This is a genomic window from Sphingomonas larreae, assembly GCF_051400595.1.
Classification (GTDB): domain Bacteria; phylum Pseudomonadota; class Alphaproteobacteria; order Sphingomonadales; family Sphingomonadaceae; genus Sphingomonas.
Genome location: NZ_JBLFFI010000001.1, coordinates 1,064,382 through 1,081,523, shown reverse-complemented (window position 1 = coordinate 1,081,523; position 17,142 = coordinate 1,064,382). Strand labels below are relative to the sequence as shown.

At 70.9% G+C, this 17,142-nt stretch carries 16 protein-coding genes; 10 read left to right on the top strand and 6 right to left on the bottom strand.

All coding sequences use genetic code 11. The features are described from left to right. The first annotated feature begins 45 nt into the window (after positions 1-45). Both groL and ACMGDM_RS04785 read left to right on the top strand, forming a co-directional pair. A complete protein-coding gene (gene groL / locus ACMGDM_RS04790; protein WP_183921783.1) occupies positions 46-1,689 on the top strand; it encodes a chaperonin GroEL in 1,644 nt (547 codons plus the stop codon). Between the two features lie 359 nt (positions 1,690-2,048). Then, positions 2,049-2,450: a hypothetical protein gene (locus ACMGDM_RS04785; protein ID WP_436802960.1), complete on the top strand. Its 402-nt coding sequence runs from the start codon at positions 2,049-2,051 to the stop codon at positions 2,448-2,450. A 40-nt stretch (positions 2,451-2,490) separates the two neighbouring features. Here ACMGDM_RS04785 and ACMGDM_RS04780 read toward each other — a convergent pair whose 3' ends face one another. Next, entirely contained in the window at positions 2,491-3,306 is an 816-nt protein-coding gene (locus ACMGDM_RS04780) for an LD-carboxypeptidase (protein ID WP_436802959.1), read from the bottom strand. A 52-nt stretch (positions 3,307-3,358) separates the two neighbouring features. Between ACMGDM_RS04780 and ACMGDM_RS04775 the strand changes: the two genes are divergently transcribed. Then, positions 3,359-4,804, top strand: coding sequence for a glutamate ligase domain-containing protein (locus ACMGDM_RS04775; protein WP_436802958.1), 1,446 nt, complete (start codon positions 3,359-3,361; stop codon positions 4,802-4,804). Between the two features lie 113 nt (positions 4,805-4,917). Here ACMGDM_RS04775 and ACMGDM_RS04770 read toward each other — a convergent pair whose 3' ends face one another. Then, positions 4,918-5,868 carry a hypothetical protein gene (locus tag ACMGDM_RS04770; protein ID WP_436802957.1) on the bottom strand — a complete coding sequence of 317 codons (951 nt, stop codon included), beginning with the start codon at positions 5,866-5,868 and terminating at the stop codon, positions 4,918-4,920. 46 nt (positions 5,869-5,914) lie between these two features. Between ACMGDM_RS04770 and ACMGDM_RS04765 the strand changes: the two genes are divergently transcribed. Beyond that, complete coding sequence (locus ACMGDM_RS04765) at positions 5,915-6,904, top strand: TauD/TfdA family dioxygenase (protein ID WP_436802956.1); 990 nt, start codon at positions 5,915-5,917, stop codon at positions 6,902-6,904. Between the two features lie 155 nt (positions 6,905-7,059). On the opposite strand, the gene ACMGDM_RS04760 is transcribed toward ACMGDM_RS04765, so the two are convergent. Then, positions 7,060-7,911 carry an arylamine N-acetyltransferase family protein gene (locus tag ACMGDM_RS04760; protein WP_436802955.1) on the bottom strand — a complete coding sequence of 284 codons (852 nt, stop codon included), beginning with the start codon at positions 7,909-7,911 and terminating at the stop codon, positions 7,060-7,062. 97 nt (positions 7,912-8,008) lie between these two features. Between ACMGDM_RS04760 and ACMGDM_RS04755 the strand changes: the two genes are divergently transcribed. After that, positions 8,009-9,136 carry a zinc-binding dehydrogenase gene (locus tag ACMGDM_RS04755; protein ID WP_436802954.1) on the top strand — a complete coding sequence of 376 codons (1,128 nt, stop codon included), beginning with the start codon at positions 8,009-8,011 and terminating at the stop codon, positions 9,134-9,136. Positions 9,137-9,337: 201 nt separating this feature from the next. On the opposite strand, the gene ACMGDM_RS04750 is transcribed toward ACMGDM_RS04755, so the two are convergent. After that, positions 9,338-9,853 (bottom strand): DUF2721 domain-containing protein, encoded by a 516-nt coding sequence (locus ACMGDM_RS04750; RefSeq protein WP_436802953.1) that lies wholly within the window; start codon positions 9,851-9,853, stop codon positions 9,338-9,340. Between the two features lie 122 nt (positions 9,854-9,975). Here ACMGDM_RS04750 and ACMGDM_RS04745 point away from each other — a divergent pair, with 122 nt between their 5' ends. Together ACMGDM_RS04745 and ACMGDM_RS04740 are read left to right on the top strand one after the other, a co-directional pair. After that, positions 9,976-10,431, top strand: coding sequence for a hypothetical protein (locus ACMGDM_RS04745; RefSeq protein ID WP_436802952.1), 456 nt, complete (start codon positions 9,976-9,978; stop codon positions 10,429-10,431). Further along, a complete protein-coding gene (locus ACMGDM_RS04740) occupies positions 10,432-11,175 on the top strand; it encodes a TorF family putative porin (protein ID WP_436802951.1) in 744 nt (247 codons plus the stop codon). Between the two features lie 326 nt (positions 11,176-11,501). Here ACMGDM_RS04740 and ACMGDM_RS04735 read toward each other — a convergent pair whose 3' ends face one another. Continuing rightward, positions 11,502-12,746 (bottom strand): polyhydroxyalkanoate depolymerase, encoded by a 1,245-nt coding sequence (locus ACMGDM_RS04735; protein WP_436802950.1) that lies wholly within the window; start codon positions 12,744-12,746, stop codon positions 11,502-11,504. 156 nt (positions 12,747-12,902) lie between these two features. On the opposite strand from ACMGDM_RS04735, the gene ACMGDM_RS04730 reads away from it, so the two are divergent. Next, positions 12,903-14,693, top strand: coding sequence for an ABC transporter transmembrane domain-containing protein (locus ACMGDM_RS04730; RefSeq protein WP_436802949.1), 1,791 nt, complete (start codon positions 12,903-12,905; stop codon positions 14,691-14,693). Between the two features lie 194 nt (positions 14,694-14,887). Here ACMGDM_RS04730 and ACMGDM_RS04725 read toward each other — a convergent pair whose 3' ends face one another. Beyond that, positions 14,888-15,340: a universal stress protein gene (locus tag ACMGDM_RS04725; protein ID WP_436802948.1), complete on the bottom strand. Its 453-nt coding sequence runs from the start codon at positions 15,338-15,340 to the stop codon at positions 14,888-14,890. A gap of 150 nt (positions 15,341-15,490) precedes the next feature. On the opposite strand from ACMGDM_RS04725, the gene ACMGDM_RS04720 reads away from it, so the two are divergent. Both ACMGDM_RS04720 and ACMGDM_RS04715 read left to right on the top strand, forming a co-directional pair. Further along, positions 15,491-16,849 carry a pyruvate dehydrogenase complex dihydrolipoamide acetyltransferase gene (locus tag ACMGDM_RS04720; RefSeq protein WP_436802947.1) on the top strand — a complete coding sequence of 453 codons (1,359 nt, stop codon included), beginning with the start codon at positions 15,491-15,493 and terminating at the stop codon, positions 16,847-16,849. Positions 16,850-16,862: 13 nt separating this feature from the next. Next, positions 16,863-17,093 (top strand): hypothetical protein, encoded by a 231-nt coding sequence (locus tag ACMGDM_RS04715; RefSeq protein ID WP_436802946.1) that lies wholly within the window; start codon positions 16,863-16,865, stop codon positions 17,091-17,093. Positions 17,094-17,142 lie beyond the last annotated feature (49 nt).

The following is a 17,142-nucleotide window of genomic DNA, read 5'->3' as shown; positions in this document are numbered from 1 at the left end:
GCAACTCAACTTTCTCAACATTCGTTCATCTGAAAGGGTAGCCACATGGCAGCCAAGGACGTGAAATTCGGCCGCGACGCCCGCGAGCGCATCCTGCGCGGCGTCGACATCCTCGCCGACGCGGTGAAGGTCACGCTGGGGCCCAAGGGTCGCAACGTCGTGATCGACAAGAGCTTCGGCGCGCCCCGCATCACCAAGGACGGTGTGTCGGTCGCCAAGGAGATCGAACTCAAGGACAAGTTCGAGAACATGGGTGCGCAGATGGTGCGCGAAGTGGCCTCGAAGACCAACGACATCGCGGGTGACGGCACCACCACCGCCACCGTGCTGGCGCAGGCGATCGTCCGCGAGGGCATGAAGTCGGTCGCGGCCGGCATGAACCCGATGGACCTGAAGCGCGGCATTGACCTGGCGGTGACCAAGGTCGTCGCCGATCTCCAGGCGCGCTCCAAGCCCGTCTCGGGCTCGCAGGAAGTCGCGCAGGTCGGCATCATCTCGGCCAACGGCGACCGTGAGGTCGGCGAGAAGATCGCCGAGGCGATGGAGAAGGTCGGCAAGGAAGGCGTCATCACCGTCGAGGAGGCCAAGGGCCTCGAGTTCGAGCTGGACGTCGTCGAGGGCATGCAGTTCGACCGCGGCTATCTGTCGCCCTACTTCATCACCAACCCGGAGAAGATGTCGGTCGAGCTCAACGATCCGTACATCCTGATCCACGAGAAGAAGCTGTCGTCGCTCCAGGCGATGCTGCCGATCCTGGAGGCGGTGGTGCAGTCGGGCCGTCCGCTGCTGATCATCGCCGAGGACATCGAGGGCGAGGCGCTTGCCACGCTCGTCGTGAACAAGCTGCGCGGCGGTCTCAAGGTCGCGGCCGTCAAGGCGCCGGGCTTCGGCGATCGCCGCAAGGCGATGCTCGAGGACATCGCGATCCTCACCAAGGGCGAGGTCGTCAGCGAGGATCTCGGCATCAAGCTCGAGAGCGTCACGCTCGGCATGCTAGGCACCGCCAAGCGCGTGTCGATCGACAAGGACAACACCACCATCGTCGATGGTGCGGGTGATGCCGAGTCGATCAAGGGCCGCACCGAGGCAATCCGTCAGCAGATCGAGGTGACCACCTCGGACTATGACCGCGAGAAGCTCCAGGAGCGTCTGGCCAAGCTGGCCGGCGGCGTGGCGGTGATCAAGGTCGGCGGTTCGACCGAGGTCGAGGTGAAGGAGCGCAAGGATCGCGTCGACGACGCGCTGCACGCGACCCGCGCCGCGGTCGAGGAAGGCATCGTCCCGGGCGGCGGCACCGCGCTGCTGTACGCGACCAAGGCGCTCGACGGTCTCAACGGCGAGAACGACGACCAGACGCGCGGCGTCGACATCGTCCGCAAGTCGCTGACCTCGCTGGTCCGCCAGATCGCGCAGAACGCCGGTCACGACGGCGCGGTGGTCTCGGGCAAGCTGCTCGACGGCAACGACACCTCCCTCGGCTTCAACGCCGCGACCGACACCTACGAGAACCTGGTCCAGGCCGGCGTGATCGACCCGACCAAGGTGGTGCGCACCGCGCTGCAGAACGCCGCGAGCGTTGCGGGCCTGCTGATCACCACCGAGGCGACCGTCTCGGAGCTGCCCGAGGACAAGGCTCCGGCCATGCCCGCCGGCGGCGGCATGGGCGGCATGGGCGGCATGGACTTCTAAGCCGCTGACGGTCCCGCACCGGCTCAGGCCGGGGCGGGGCCGGTCACGCTTGGTCCGCCGATCCGTCTCGTACGAGACGAGCAACACCCGGGCAGCACGCGCTGTCCGGGTGTTGTCGTGTGGAAGGTGGGGCGACGGCGCTGCGATCACCGATATGGGGAAGCAGCCCGCCCGACCATCTTGCCGACCTTTTGGTCAGGCGACATGCTCGGACGATGATCGCTGTTCTCCCCGTAGCCCTAACCTCAGTCGCCGCGGCTCCGTCGCTACCCTGCGTGCCCGCAGCCTCGGATAAAGCGACGTTGACGACCTCGGCGCTCGATGATCATCGCGCGCTTCGGGCGGCGTTGGAGGAGCCGATGCCCGACTCGCCCGAGATGGTGATGCTCCACGGCAAAGGTGGGCACCTCGCGACTCAGGAATATAGCATCATTGTTGCTCGCCACGCGGACGGGAGGTGGCACGGGACAGCCGTGGGTCGCTCGCAGATATGGGTCAAGGACGCGCCGTTCGAGCCGATGAAGCGCGCCGAATGGACGTTGGACGAAGCAGCGGGCAAAGCGTTGAACCGCGCCATCGCCCGCCGCTGCCCGCCCACTCCGCCGTTTCGTCGCGACGTCACTCCGCCCGGTCCGCCGCCACGCGGGTTCATCCCGGAGAAAATCGATGTCGTCAGGCGGGGTAGGCCGCTGGTGAGCTTCTACGCGCCGGATGCTGATGGCACGATCGCTACGCTGATCCGACCACCGCAGCAGCATTGATCCAGCCGAGCCCGCACCGACTGCGCGCTGGCTTCCCCCCTCACGCCACCCCGAACGGCACCACCCGGTTCGCCTGCGTGTGCCCCACCTCGGCGCGGCCGAGATACGGCACCCCCAGCTCGCCGCACCAGCGCGTCATCATCGCGTCGAGCGGCTCGCCCCATGCGGGCTCGTTTTCTTTCACAGCGGTCACCGCGCCGAGTCGCACCCCGGCGAGGCTGCGCAGCTGGGTGGCGTTGCCGAGCGTGAACAGCATGCGGTCGATCGCGTACATCGCCTCGGACACCTCCTCGACAATCAGCACATGATCGGCGAGGTCGGGGAGGTAGGGCGTGCCCACCAGTGCCGCGAGGATCGAGAGGTTGAACGCCGCCGCGGGGCGGCCGTCGAGCCCCGGCTCCAGCCCGGCGCGGTCGCGCCGCGCGAACCAGCCGAGCGCGCGCGCCACCGTCGCATCGCCGCCGTGGCGCCGGATATCGCTCGCCATCGGGCCGTGGACCGGGTGGCCGATCCGCCGCGCGTAGAGCGCACCGAGCAGGAAGCCGACATCCGAATAGCCGAGATAGGTCTTGCGCCGCGCCGCCTCGCCCAGCCGCGGCATGATTGTCGCGAGCAGCCGGTTCGAGCCATAGCCGCCGCGCAGGAACCAGATGCCGTCGAACGCGGGGTCGTTGGCGTATTCGAGGAAGGCGGCGGCGCGCACCGCGTCCGAGCCGGCGAAATGCCCGTCGTGCGCGTAGCATTGCGGGTGGAAGACCAGATCGATCTCGGGGAAGGCGAGCGCGGCGAAGGCCGAGACCGGCGCGATCACGTCGGGGTTGGCGACGCTGCTCGCCGCCAGCACTCCGATCCGCATCGCGCACACTCCCGCTTGCCACCCGCCCGGTGAAGGCGGATAGCCCGGCGCCATGCATGACGGCAACGTGGCGGACCAGCGTTTCTTTCTGGTGGGTATCGGCGGATCGGGGATGATGCCGCTGGCGATGATCCTGCGCGGGCGCGGCGCGAGGGTCGCGGGCAGCGACCGCGGGCTCGACCAGGGCCGTGTCCCCGCCAAGTTCGAGGCGCTGCGCGCGCTCGGCATCGATCTCTTCCCGCAGGACGGCAGCGGCGTCACCGCGCCCGACCAGATCGTGGTCGCCTCCGCCGCGGTGGAGGCGACGGTGGCGGACATGGTGGCGGCGGCGAAGCTCGGCTGCGCGCGGCTGTCGCGCGCCGAGCTCAACGCGCGGCTGTTCAACGCCAGCGCGCTGCCGATCGGCGTCGCCGGGACGAGCGGCAAGTCGACCGTCACCGGCATGATCGCGGCGATCCTCGGCGCGGCCGGGCGCGACCCGACCGTGATGAACGGCGCGGTGATGAAACATGTCGCGCGCGCCGATCGGCCCTTCGCCAGCGCATTGGTGGGGCAGGGCGACGCTTATGTCAGCGAGGTCGACGAGAGCGACGGCTCGATTGCGCTCTATGCGCCGAAGGTGGCGGTGCTCAACAACGTCAGTCTCGACCACAAGTCGCTCGACGAGCTCAACGCGTTGTTCGGCGACTTCCTCGCCAAGGCGCACCACGCCGTGGTCAACGCCGACAATGCCGACGCCGCCACGCTGGCGCTGCGCCTGCCGCCGGCGCTGGTGACGCGCTTCTCGCTGCGCGACGCGGGCGCGGACCTGTTCGCCGACGCGCTCGAGGAGGCGCCGTTCGCGGTCTGCTTCGCGCTCCACCATCGCGGCGAGCGCCGCGCGGTGGCGTTGCAGGTGCCGGGACGTCACAACGTCGCCAATGCTTTGGCAGCGATCGGTGCCGCGCTGGCCGCGGGCGTGTCGCTCGACGCCGCGGTGGCGGGGGTAGAGACCTTCGCGGGCCTCCGTCGCCGCTTCGATCTCGTCGGCAGCGCCGCGGGCGTGACGGTGATCGACGATTTCGGGCACAATCCCGACAAGATCGCGGCGACGCTCGACACGCTCCACGCCTTCCCCGGCCGGCTGATCGTGCTGTTCCAGCCGCACGGCTATGGTCCGCTCAAGGTGATGCGCGCCGAGCTGGCGGCGATGTTCGCCGGGCGGCTGGCGACGGACGACCTGCTGGTGCTGCCCGATCCGGTCTACCAGGGCGGGACGGTGACGCGCGAGGTGACCAGTGCCGACGTGGTTCGCGACATCGCGATCGCGGGGCGGCAGGCGATCCATATCCCTGATCGCGCGAGCGCGGCGGCGCATTGCGTCGCGGTGGCGAAGCCCGGTGATCGGATCGTGGTGATGGGCGCGCGCGACGACACGCTGTCGCTGCTCGCGGCGGACATGGTGGCCATGCTGGAGCGAGATCCTCCCCGGCACGGGGAGGGGGACCGGCGCGCGTAGCGCGGTGGTGGAGGGGGCTCTCCCCAAACGTACCGGCCCGTGTGCGGGCAGCCCCCCTCCACCACCGGCTTCGCCGGCGGTACCCCTCCCCGTGCCGGGGACGATCGGGTAGCTCACCCCAGCGCCGCGCGCTCCACCGCGCGCGCATCCGCCGAGTCGCTCGCGCTCGCCTCCGCGAGCGCCAGTTCCTCCGTCAAGTCGCGCTCCAGCGCCGCCCGACGCGCTACCCGCGCCGCATTGTCGAACGCTTGCGCCGGGTTCTTCGAATAGGTCGCGAACAGCTCCCCCGCCGCCACCTGCTCGAGCCAAGAATCCTCCAGCGGGAGCGCGAGCTGCCGCGCCGCTGCCTTGAGCACCTCGCCCGGCGCGGCGAAAAAGCGCTCGGCGTTGAGCGAGCGGGCGGTCGGCCACGCCGCCAACACCGCGGCGAAGCGCGCCATCTGCGCCGACCATAGCCGCGCCGCCCGCACCGCGTCGGGCTGATCCGCGAGGTCGCCGAGGTGCGGCGCCAGGTCGGTCGTCACGCGGCGCAGCCAGGACCGGTGCGGATCGCTGCGCAGGATCGCGAGCGCATAGTCGCGGAGCGGCAGGTAGAGCAGGATCGCGCGCGCGTCCGGCTGCGCCGCCGTCAGCTCAGGCAGCAGGAAATTGACCGGTACGTTGGCCTTGACGAGCGTCGGCGCGTCGTCGCGGTAACGTCGGCCCAGCATCGCGGTGACCAGCGCCAGTCGCGCCGGATCGGGCGCGAGCGCAGTCTGGCGCAGCGCCTGCGGCTCGCGCAGCACCAGCCCGCCTTCGAGCGAGTCGAGCGCGCGCGCCAGCAGCGTCGACCCGCAATGCGCGACGTGGAAGATCCAGGCGGTCGCGCCCGGTGCGGGCGGATCGCGCAGCGTCGCCACCGGCAGCCGCATTTCTTGTGGTGCGGCGGGGGCGATCCGCGCGTCGAGGAAGATGGAGCGGTGATAGGCGGCGCGATCCATTGGCACGAACACCGCCGCGTCACGCTCGAAGCGCTGGAGATAATGGTCGGGCGAGGCGTACAGGTCGGCGAGCGTCAGGGCCATGGCGCGCTATAGCGCGGACGGTCACTCGTCGCTAATCCGGTAACTTATGCCGCATATCACGCTGCCGGGGCCGGGCCGCCCTCAAGTCCTGATCGAGGCCGAGGGCGCGGAGCGGCTCGCCGCGCTCGATCGTGACCCGGTCGTCGACCTCTACCGCACGCACGGCGCCTTGCTGTTCCGCGGCTTCGGCGCCGACGTCGAGTCGTTCCGCCACTTCGCCAAGCGTTTCTGTCGCACCGCCGTTGTCAACGAGAGCCCCGGCCGCAAGCCGATCGACGCCGCCGCCAACATCCATACCGTGGACGGTGGCACCGGTGCGTTCGCGCTTCACCCGGAACTGTCGCGCGAGCCGTGGAAGCCCGACGCCGCCTTCTTCGCCTGCCTCTCGGCACCGACACGCGGCGGGCAGACGACGATCTGCGACGGCGTCGCGCTGGCGCGCGAACTACCCGAGCCGGTGCGCGCCGGGCTGCTGCATCGCCGGCTGCTGTACATTAAGCCGGTCTGGCCCTCGCTGCTGCGCTATTGGCTCGGCACCGAGACGCCGAGCGATGCGCAGCTCGCCGTGCCGCCGCCTGCCTGCCCCTATCAGTTCCGTCGCTTTCCCGATGGGACGATCGTGCGCTTCTTCAGCCGGCCCGCGCTGCACACACCGATGTTCGCCGACGCGCCCGCCTTCGGCAATTTCCTGCTGTTCGCGCGCTTCAACAACAACCGGCCCGACCATCCCGTGCTCGACGACGGCCATCCCGTGCCCGAGGCGTGGCTGCAGGCGATCAAGGCGGTCGGCGACCGGCTGATGGCACCGGTGGAGTGGCGCAACGGCGACGTGCTGATGCTCGACAACACGCGTTTCCTGCACGGCCGTACCGCGATCACCGATCCCGGCGAGCGGCTGATCGCGACCTATTTCGGCTATGTGGACTTTGCGCGGCCCGATCCCGAGGAGCCGGCCGACGCGATCTGGCGCCGGGAGGATTTCGCGCCGCCGCTGCCGCCCGATCATCCGCGGCTGCGCGAGCAGGGGATGCGATAGGCGGTTGGTGCGCTCAAGGGTGCGGCCCATACTCTTCGCCGTCATCCCGGCCTCGGGCGGGGACCCATCGCACCGCATACACCACCACTGAGGCCCTCACCGACACATCGACCCCGGCGCAAGGCCGGGATGACGCGAAGAGCCTTGCCTTATCCTCAGAACAGCCCCAGCGCCGCCACCTCCTCCTTCGTCAGATCGATCCCGAACATGAGGCTGAGCCGCATGCGATAGACGCGCGGGTCGGTGATCTCGCCCGCCGCGACGTTGCCGGCGGCGCGACGGCGATAGCCGCGATCGGTCAGCGCGGCGAAACCGTGCGGCAGCACGATGCTCACCACCGCCTTTTGCGTGAAGCGGCTCGCCGGCGCGGTCATCGCCCAGAGGTTGGCGGCGGCGAGATCGGCGTCGTCCACCAGGTCGGTGGTGAAGCTGTACTGCGGCTGCCACGTCGTGCCGTTCCACCCCGACGCGGTGCGCCCGTCGGTGCTCGCCGCGTCGCCGTCGCGCAGCAGCCACCATTCCTCGCCCCCGCCCGCGCTCCCGCCCTCGCCACCGCGCTCGAGCCGGAACCGCGCGCAGTCGGGCGCGGTCGCCTCGAACCCCGCGACGAGCGGCATCACCGGCGCGTAGCTCGCGCCGAAGCCGGTGTCGGCGATCCATTCGCTGCCGTCGATCGTCACGAGCGACAGCGCGTGGTTACGCGGCGGGACGCCGTCCGCGCCGAGCCGGACGCGCGCGAGCAGCGGGCGCGCGGTCATGTCGAGCGCGGCGAGTGCGTCGAGCAACAGCCGGTTGTGCTCGAAGCAATAGCCGCCGCGGCGCGAGCCGACGAGCTTGGCGGCGACCGACGCGCCATCGATCGCAACGCCGCGGCCGAGCCGGACGTCGAGATTCTCGAACGGGATGGTCAGCCGGTGCGCGAGCTGAAGGCGGGCCAGCCCGGCGGCGTCGCGGGTAGGGCGCGCGGGCAGCTCGATGCGGGCGAGATAGGCGTCGAGGTCGAACATGTTGGCCGCGCTAGCCTAGCCGCGCGCGGATGAGAACGGGTTTGACCACGCCACCCCGTGCGCGCATCGCTGCGCCGGACGTGACGAGGAGGCGAGGATGGACGAGGTGAACGGGCTGGAGCTGCGCTCGACGGTCGATGAGGCCGGCCGGCTGACGCTGTCGCTGGAGGAGGTGACGCTGTCGCCGCCGCAGGGCGACGAGTTGATCGTCCGCGTCGAGGCGGCGCCGATCAACCCCTCCGATCTCGGCCTGCTGCTCGGCCCTGCGGACATCGCCACGCTGGAGCGGAGCGGCAGCGCGGATCGACCGGTGCTGCACTTCGAGGTGCCGCGCGACCGGCTCGGCGGCGTGCGCGCGCGGATCGACCAGTCGCTCGCGGTCGGCAACGAGGGCGCCGGCACGGTGATCGCGGCCGGTCCCGAGGCGCAGGCGTTGCTGGGGCGCAAGGTCGGGATGATGGGCGGCGCGATGTATGCGCAATACCGCAAGCTGCGCGCGCGCGACGTGGTGCCGCTGCCCGACGGCGCCAGTGCGGCGGACGGCGCGGCGATGTTCGTCAACCCGCTCACCGCGCTCAGCTTCGTCGAGACGATGCGGGCGGAGGGGCACAGCGCGATCGTCCATACCGCGGCGGCCTCCAGCCTGGGACAGATGCTGCAGCGGATCTGCCTTGCCGACGGCGTGCCCCTGGTTAACGTGGTGCGCAGCGCGGCCCAGGCGACGCTGCTGCGGGAGATCGGCGCCACTTACGTGGTCGACAGCCGCGCCGAGGACTTCCGCCGTCAGCTCGCCGAGGCGATCGCCGACACCGGCGCGACGATCGCGTTCGACGCGATCGGCGGCGGCACGCTCGGCAGCGACATCGTCCAGGCGATGGAGCAGGCCGCCAACCGCCGCGCCACCGAATACAGCCGCTATGGCTCGACCGTGTTCAAGCAGCTCTACGTCTATGGGGCGCTCGACACCGCGCCGACCGTGCTCAACCGGCTGGCATTCGGTTTCCAATGGAGCGTCTCGGGCTTCCTGCTGACCCCTTGGCTGCAGAAGGCCGGCCGCGAGGTGGTCGGGCGAATGCGCCAGCGCGTCGTGGACGAGCTCACCACCACCTTCGCCAGCCGCTACACGCGCACGATCGGGCTGGCCGAGGCGCTCGACCCCGACGTGCTGCGCGCCTATGAGCGCAAGGCGACGGGCGAGAAGTATCTGATCGACCCGACCCGGTGAGCGCGGCGGGGTGGCGGGCGGCGGCGAGCCTCACCTGCTGCCGTCATCCCGGACGTGATCCGGGATCCATGCTTCCGAGGCGCCATCCTCACAGTCAAATGCGCGATCGCCGACGAGCTCGATGGATGAGCGTTTTCGCAAAGGGAGGCGTGCGCGGATCACGTCCGGGATGACGGTAGAAGGGCCGGACGTCCCGGCGCCCTACCGCAGCAGCTCGTCGCGCACGCGGATGGCGTGGATCGACAGCCGCACCTCGACCATGAAGGCGACGAACGCCGCGATCAGCAGCGACATGGCGAGGATAAAGCTGAACGCCACCCACTGGCCGATGTGATAGCGCGTCAGCGCGCCGACGAAGAGCATCGCCACCACGGTGCAGGTCGCCACCGCGCTCGCCACCGCCAGGAACAGCGAGGCGTTGATCACCTTCATCCGCCGTGCCAGCCGGCGCAGCTCTTCGGCGGCGCGGGTGCGATCGTCACGCTGGAGCGCGGGGTGGCGCTCCTCCAGCACGCGCGCGCGGTCGATCACGCGCGCCAGCCGGCCGGTGAGCACGTTGAGCAGCGCGCCGATGCCGGTGAGCATAAAGACGGGGCTGAGCGAGGCCTGGATCGCCTCGGCGATGGTGGGCAGGGCGGGCGCATAGGGCATCGCGCGCGACTGTGCCGCGCCCACGCGCGCCGCACAACCGTCGCCCTGACCCGCGATCGGCAACATGCATCGTATCGCGTGTGAGAAATCATTGCGGCAGGCGATCGCTTCGTTGAAGCAGGCGGGCGAATCCTCATCTCGGTGCTGCCACCGGGCAACATGGTCCGGGGCAGCGCAAGGAGAAACCTATGTCCTTCTCGATCGTCGCCGGGCTCGCCCTGGCGCTCACCGCCACCGAACCGGTCCCCGCCGCCGCCGATGCCGCGCACCAGGTCCAGCTCGATCATCGTGGCCAACGCGTGGATGTCACCTACCGCAGCGACGTCAACGTGACGCACCGCCAGATCGGCGCGGTGGGTGCGCCCGGCCGCCCCAGCGCGCTGCGCTGCGCGTGGCAGGCCTCGATCGCAGTGCAGCGCGAGGCACGGCATCCTGCCGGCCATGTGCTGGCGCGTACCGTCAGCGCCGACCAGCCGCTGACCGGCTCGCGACCGGGCTGGTGCTCGACGCAGCGCGAGGCGATCGCGCGGGACGTCGCGGCGCGCAGCGACCGCGTGCGCGAGCATCTGCTCGCGGTGGCCGCGCGCGACCAGGACGCGCTGGTCGCCGAACTCGACGCCGCGCATGATCAGGTGCGCGGCTGAGTGCGGCACGCGACACTGATCTTCGCCGCGCTGACCGGCGCGGCCATCGTGACCCCGGCGACGGCGCAGATCGCGCCGCACGCCGGGATTGAGATAGCCACCGACGAGCGCCGCCGCGGGCTGAGCTGGAGCGACGGCGAGCTCGCTCCCGCCGCCTGGGCGCGCGTCGACCTGCCGGCCGGCATCGACCTCGGCGTGCGGGCGACGGGCACGCGCGGCGACGCGCGTCATGGCGGCGCCGACGCGGTGTTCGAGCCGACGCTGGGCTACAGCCGGTCGGCGGGCGGGTTCCGGCTCGACGGCTTCGTCACCGGGCACCTTTTCTCGGGCGCGCGCGGCGCACTCGATTACGGCGAGCTGGGTGCGGGCGCGAGCTACTCGCTCGGACCGGCCGAAGCCGGCGTGGAGGCGCGCTACGCCCCGTCGCAGGGCGCGATCGGCGGCGACAATCTCTATCTCGGCGTGCGCGGACGGGTCGGCATCCCGGCGACACCCTGGACGCTCACCGCCAGCCTCGGCCGCTCGTCGGGCAGCGTTGACGATCCGGTGCGCGCGGCGCGGCTGCGTCCCACCGGCAGCTATCGCGACTGGTCGGTGGGGGTGGAGCATATCACCGGGCCGCTGACGCTGGCTTTGGTCTACACCGGGACCGACATCAGCGACGATGCGGTGGTGGCCTCACCGTATGCGGCGCTCGATCATGCGGGTGACCGGATCGCGGCGCGCGCGTCGATCGGGTTCTGAGCCTGGACCCCCTTCGCCCGCCCCGGCAGCGTGCCGGCTGGCGGAGGGAGGCACCCGCCGACAGGGTGGTCCCGTTCGCGGCGAGCGTCCATCCTCCCGCTGCCGGCGGGGAGGCGCATTTGGTGCGCTGACAAACCGCCGCCTTACGCTCTGCCGTCATCCCGGCCTTGAGCCGGGATCCATGGCGCCGAAAGAACAATGACTTGGGAGTGCGCGGCCTGTTAGATCCCGGGTCAAGCCCGGGATGACGAAACAGGTTACACGCGCCGACGCAGTACGAACCCGGCATAGCCTAGCCGTACCGCTGGGCGGGATCGCAGCCCGCCTCACCCGTGCGCGGTGATCCACTCTTCCACCACCGGCGCGATCCGCTCGCGCCACTTCGAGCCGTTGAAGATGCCGTAATGGCCGACACCCTCGGCCATATGGTAGCGCTTGTGTGCCTCGGGCAATGCCGTCGCGCAGGTCAGCGCCGCCTTGGTCTGGCCGAGCCCCGAGATGTCGTCGCGCTCGCCCTCGATCGCGAGCAGCCCGACGTCAGTGATCGCGCCGAGATCGACCGGGCGGCCGCGATGCGTCATCATGCCGCGCGGCAGTGCGTGGGTCTGGAAGACGGCGTCGATCGTCTGGAGGTAGAATTCGGCGGTCATGTCGCAGACCGAGCGATATTCGTCGTAGAAGCGCTTGGTCGCGTCCGCGCTCTCGCCGTCGCCGGTGACGAGATGTTTGAAGAGCTCATAGTGGCTCATCATGTGGTTGCCGAGGTTCATCGTCATGAACCCGCCGAGCTGGAGAAAGCCCGGGTACACGCGCCGTCCCGCGCCGGGGTAGAGCATCGGCACGGTGGCGATCACGTTCTGCTCGAACCAGGCGAACGGCCGCTCGGTGGCGAGCGTGTTCACCGCGGTGGGGGCCTCGCGCGTGTCGATCGGGCCGCCCATCATCGTCAGCGTGCGCGGGCGGCACGGATTGGCGTCGGCGCTCATCAGCGCGGTCACGGCGAGGCAGGGTACCGAGGGCTGGCACACCGCCAGCATGTGCGCGCCGCGCGGGCCGTCGCCGCTACCGGCATCGGGGCCGATCGCCTCGAGGAAGGCGACCAGATAGTCGATGTAATCGTCGAGGTCGAACTGGCCGTCGGCGAGCGGCACCAGCTTGGCGTCGCGCCAGTCGGTGATGTACACGTCGGCAAACGGCAGCATCCGTTCCACCGTGCCGCGCAGCAGCGTGGCGAAATGGCCCGACATCGGCGCCGCGATCAGCAGCCGCGGCCCGCCCTCGACACCCTCGCGACGGAAGCGCTTGAGCTGCCCGAACGGTCGCTGGAGTACGATCTCCTCGGTCACCGCCACCTCGCGGCCGTCGACGATGGTGGTGTCGAGCGCGAAGGCGGGCTTGCCGCGCGAGGCGGAGGCGTGCGCGAATACCTCGAGCGCGCTCGCCATCACCGGCCCGCCGCCGAGATAGGCGAACGGGTTGGACGGGTTGTTGAGCCAATTGGCCCCCACCGTCGCCATCGCGCTCGCCGAGGCGAGCCACGACCGCTGCCATTCATAAGCGTCGTAGAGCATCCGCTTCCTTCCGCCCCTGATATGGGCAAGAGCCGGTCGTATTACAAAGGCTGTCGAGCCGTAACGCACGAAGCGGCGCCGGGTGGCGATCGTGCCGCTGTGGTGTCCGCCGCGCCACACGTTGAGCCGCCCCGCCGCCGCTGCTAGGCGCCCGACATGGCTAGCGTTCCCGACGTCGCTCCCTCTCGCCCGGCGCCCTCGCGTCGCCTGGGCAATCTCGCGATGGTGTGGCAGCACGCGCGCGCCTATCCCGCGCAGATCGCGGCGGCCTTCACCGCGCTGGCGATCACCTCCGCGGCGACGATCGCGATCCCGTACAGCTTCAAGCGCGTGATCGACCGCGGCTTCGCTGCCGGGGACGGCTCGTCCGCGGCGGTCGCGTCGTCCTTCCATTATATGCTGATGATCGTGGTGGTGCTGGCGCTCGGCACCGCGGTGCGCTTCTATTTCGTCGCCTGGCTGGGCGAGCGCGTCGTCGCCGACCTCCGCGAGCGCGTGGTGCGTCACCTGATGACGCTCAGCCCCGCCTTCTACGAAGAGAACCGCCCGTCCGAAATCGCCTCGCGGCTGACCGCGGACACCGGGCAGATCGAGACGGTGGTGGGGATGACCATCTCGGTGGCGCTGCGCAACAGCTTCACCGCAGTGGGCGGGCTGATCTATCTCTTCGCCATCTCGCCCAAGCTCGCCTCGCTGCTGCTGCTGGGCATTCCGCTGATGATCCTGCCGATCACTTTGCTGGGCCGGAAGGTGCGCGCTTACTCGCGCACCTCGCAGGACCGCGTTGCCGATGTCGGCACGATCGTCACCGAGGTGCTGGGCGCGATGAAGATCGTGCAGGCGTTCGGCCAGGAAGGGCGCGAGAGTGCGCGCTTCGCCGGCGCGGTGGAGGCGACGATGGACGCCGCCAAGCGCCGCATCGGGCTGCGGGCGGTGATGACCGCGATCGTGATCGGGCTGGTGTTCGGCGCGATCACGCTGGTGCTGTGGGAGGGCGCGATCGACGTGGCGGCGGGGCGGCTCTCGGGCGGCGCGATCGCGGCCTTTGTGCTGACCGGCGGCATCGTCGCGGGCGCGTTCGGCGCGCTGACCGAAGTGTACGGCGACCTGCTGCGCGGCGCAGGCGCCGCGGGGCGGCTGGCCGAGCTGCTCGACGAGCGGCCCGCGATCGCGGCACCGGCGCATCCGGTCGCGCTGCCGGTGCCGGCGGAGGGCCGGGTGACGCTGGAGGCGGTCGAGTTCCGCTACCCGACCCGTCCCGACATGGCGGCGCTGCACGACTTTACACTCAGCGTCGCGCCGGGCGAGACGGTGGCGGTGGTCGGCCCCTCGGGCGCGGGCAAGTCGACGCTGTTCCAGCTGATCGAGCATTTCTACGAACCCGTCGCGGGGCGCGTGCTGGTCGACGGGGTCGATCTGCGCCGGGCCGACCCCGCCGAGGTGCGCGCGCGCATCGCGATGGTGCCGCAGGAGACGGTGATCTTCGCCACCAGCGCGCGCGACAACCTCCGCTACGGCCGCTGGGACGCGGGCGACGACCAGGTCTGGGCCGCGGCCGAGGCGGCCAACGCCGCCGACTTTCTGCGCGCGCTGCCGGAGGGGCTCGACACCTTCCTCGGCGAGGGCGGCGCGCGGCTGTCGGGCGGGCAGCGCCAGCGCATCGCGATCGCGCGTGCCTTGCTGCGCGACTCGCCGATCCTGCTGCTCGACGAGGCGACCAGCGCGCTCGACGCCGAGAGCGAGCGGCTGGTGCAGGACGCGCTGGAGCGGCTGATGGCGACGCGCACCACGATCGTGATCGCGCACCGGCTGGCGACGGTGCGCGCGGCGTCGCGCATCGTGGTGATGGACGGCGGCCGGATCGTCGAGGAGGGGACGCACGCCACGCTGATCGCGCGCGGCGGCTTGTACGCCCGGCTGGCGAGCCTGCAGTTCGACGCGGCGTAGGGCTTGCAGAACGGGAGTCACGGTGCCCTGAACCGAAGCCCCTCCCCTCCAGGGGAGGGGTTGGGGTGGGGCGCCTCCGCTGGGGCCGCGTTCGTTGAAGCGCCCCACCCCCCGCCCCTCCCCTGGAAGGGGAGGGGAGCGCTTCGCCAATGTGATCCTGCTCTTATTTTGCCGACGCAGGCAACGATCCGGTGTCAGCTCACCCGGTCGATCGCGTCCGTCTCCAGCCCGCCCGGCACGATCATCAGCGGCACCGGTAGCGTCCCCGCCTCGGCGGCGAAGTGGCTCACCAGCGCGCCCGGCGCGCCGCCCGCCGCGGCGCCGAGCACCAGCGCGGCGATCTGCGGGTTGGCTGCGATCAGCTCGCGGATCACCTTCGGGCCGTCGCCGCTGCGTACCGTCAGCGACGGGCGCACGCCCGATTCCTCCAGCAGCGTCCCCGCCGCGCGCGCGACCAGCCCCTCGGCGTGCTGGCGCTGCTCCTCCTCCATCGTCGCCTGCACCCCGCCGAACGGGATGAACTCCTGCGGCGGCAGCAGCGCGAGGATCTCGACTCCGCCGTTGGTCTTCACCGCGCGCCGCGCGGCGAAGCGCAGCGCGCTCAGCGCCTCGGGCGTGTCGTCGACGACGGTGAGGTAGATGCGCATCGCTGGGGTCCCCTGATCGTCGCGGTGTACCGTCGTGCGACACCGCCGCGCAAGGCGCCGCCACGAGGCGGAGCGGGCGGTGGGGTTGACCGTGCCGCGCCGGTCCGCGAGAGACGCGGGCAATCCCCAGGATCCGCTCGAGGACGAACGATGCCCATCGAAATCAAGATGCCTGCCCTCTCGCCCACGATGGAAGAGGGCACGCTGGCCAAGTGGCTCGTCAAGGAGGGCGACGAGGTCAAGGCGGGCGACATCATGGCCGAGATCGAGACCGACAAGGCGACGATGGAGTTCGAGGCGGTCGACGAGGGCCGCATCACCAAGATCGCGGTCGCCGAGGGCACCGACGGCGTGAAGGTGGGCACGGTGATCGCGCTGCTCGAGGGCGAGGACGATGGCGCGGGGGACAGCGCGCCCGCGGGCGAGACCGCCGGCGCGCGCGCATCCGCGAAGGATCCCAACAACACCGGCAGCGAGGCCCAGCCCGCGCCCGAGGACGTCGAGGATCACGGCAAGCCGGCCGACTCGCAGATCGCGCGCGAAACCGCGCCCGCGCCCGCATCGCCGGCGGCCCCTGCTGCCGCGCCGCGCGGCACCGGCGAGCGCGTGAAGGCCAGCCCGCTGGCGCGCCGCATCGCCGCCGACCGCGGCGTCGATCTCGCGTCGGTGAGCGGCACCGGCCCGAACGGCCGCATCGTCCGGGCCGACGTCGAGGGTGCCAAGACCGGCGCCGCGGCGCCCGCCGGCAGCACCGCCGCGCCCGCGCCGGCCGCGGAGGCCGCCGCGCCTGCGCCCAGGCCCGCGACGATCCCCGACGTGCCGCACGAGCTCACCAAGCTCAGCAACATGCGCAAGACGATCGCGCGCCGCCTGACCGACTCGAAGCAGCAGGTGCCGCACATCTATCTCACGGTCGACGTCGAGCTGGACAAGCTGCTCAAGCTGCGCGGCGAGCTCAACGCCGGGCTGGAGTCGCGCGGGGTGAAGCTGTCGGTCAACGACCTGCTGATCAAGGCGCTCGCGGTGGCGCTGATCCAGGTGCCCAAGTGCAACGTGATGTTCACGCCCGACCAGCTCGTCAGCTTCGCGCGCGCCGACATCTCGGTCGCGGTGTCGACCCCCGAGGGGCTGATCACGCCGGTGATCACCGAGGCGGACACCGCCTCGCTGTCGAGCATCTCGACGCGGATGAAGGACCTCGCCGCGCGCGCCCGCGACAAGAAGCTGAAGCCCGAGGAGTTCACCGGCGGCACCGCGTCGATCAGCAACATGGGCATGTTCGGCATCAAGCAGTTCGAGGCGGTGATCAACCCGCCGCAGGGCATGATCCTGGCGATCGGCGCGGGCGAGAAGCGGCCGTGGGTGCTCAAGGACGGCACGCTCGGCGTCGCCTCGGTGATGTCGGCGACGGGCAGCTTCGACCATCGCGCGATCGACGGTGCGGACGGCGCGCAGCTGATGCAGGCGTTCAAGCAGCTCGTCGAAAACCCGCTGGCGATGCTCGCCTGAGCCGGAACGGGCGATGGCGCAGATGGAGCTGCCCGCGGTGTGGCGCGAATGGGCCTGGGGGCTGCTCGCGCTCGGCGTGACCGCGCTCGTCTTCAAGGGCGCGGCGTGGAGCTATCCGCAAGGCGCGGAGACGATCTGGCTGGTCGGCGCGGGCACGATGGTGGCGGTGGCGCTTCTCGGCGCGCGCGACGTCTGGGAGGTCCAGCAGCGCGACGAGCAGCGCCGCGGGACGAGGCGCGCGTGAGCGCGGCGGCTGCGCCGGCCGCGGCGCCCCCGACGGCGGCGCCGACGAT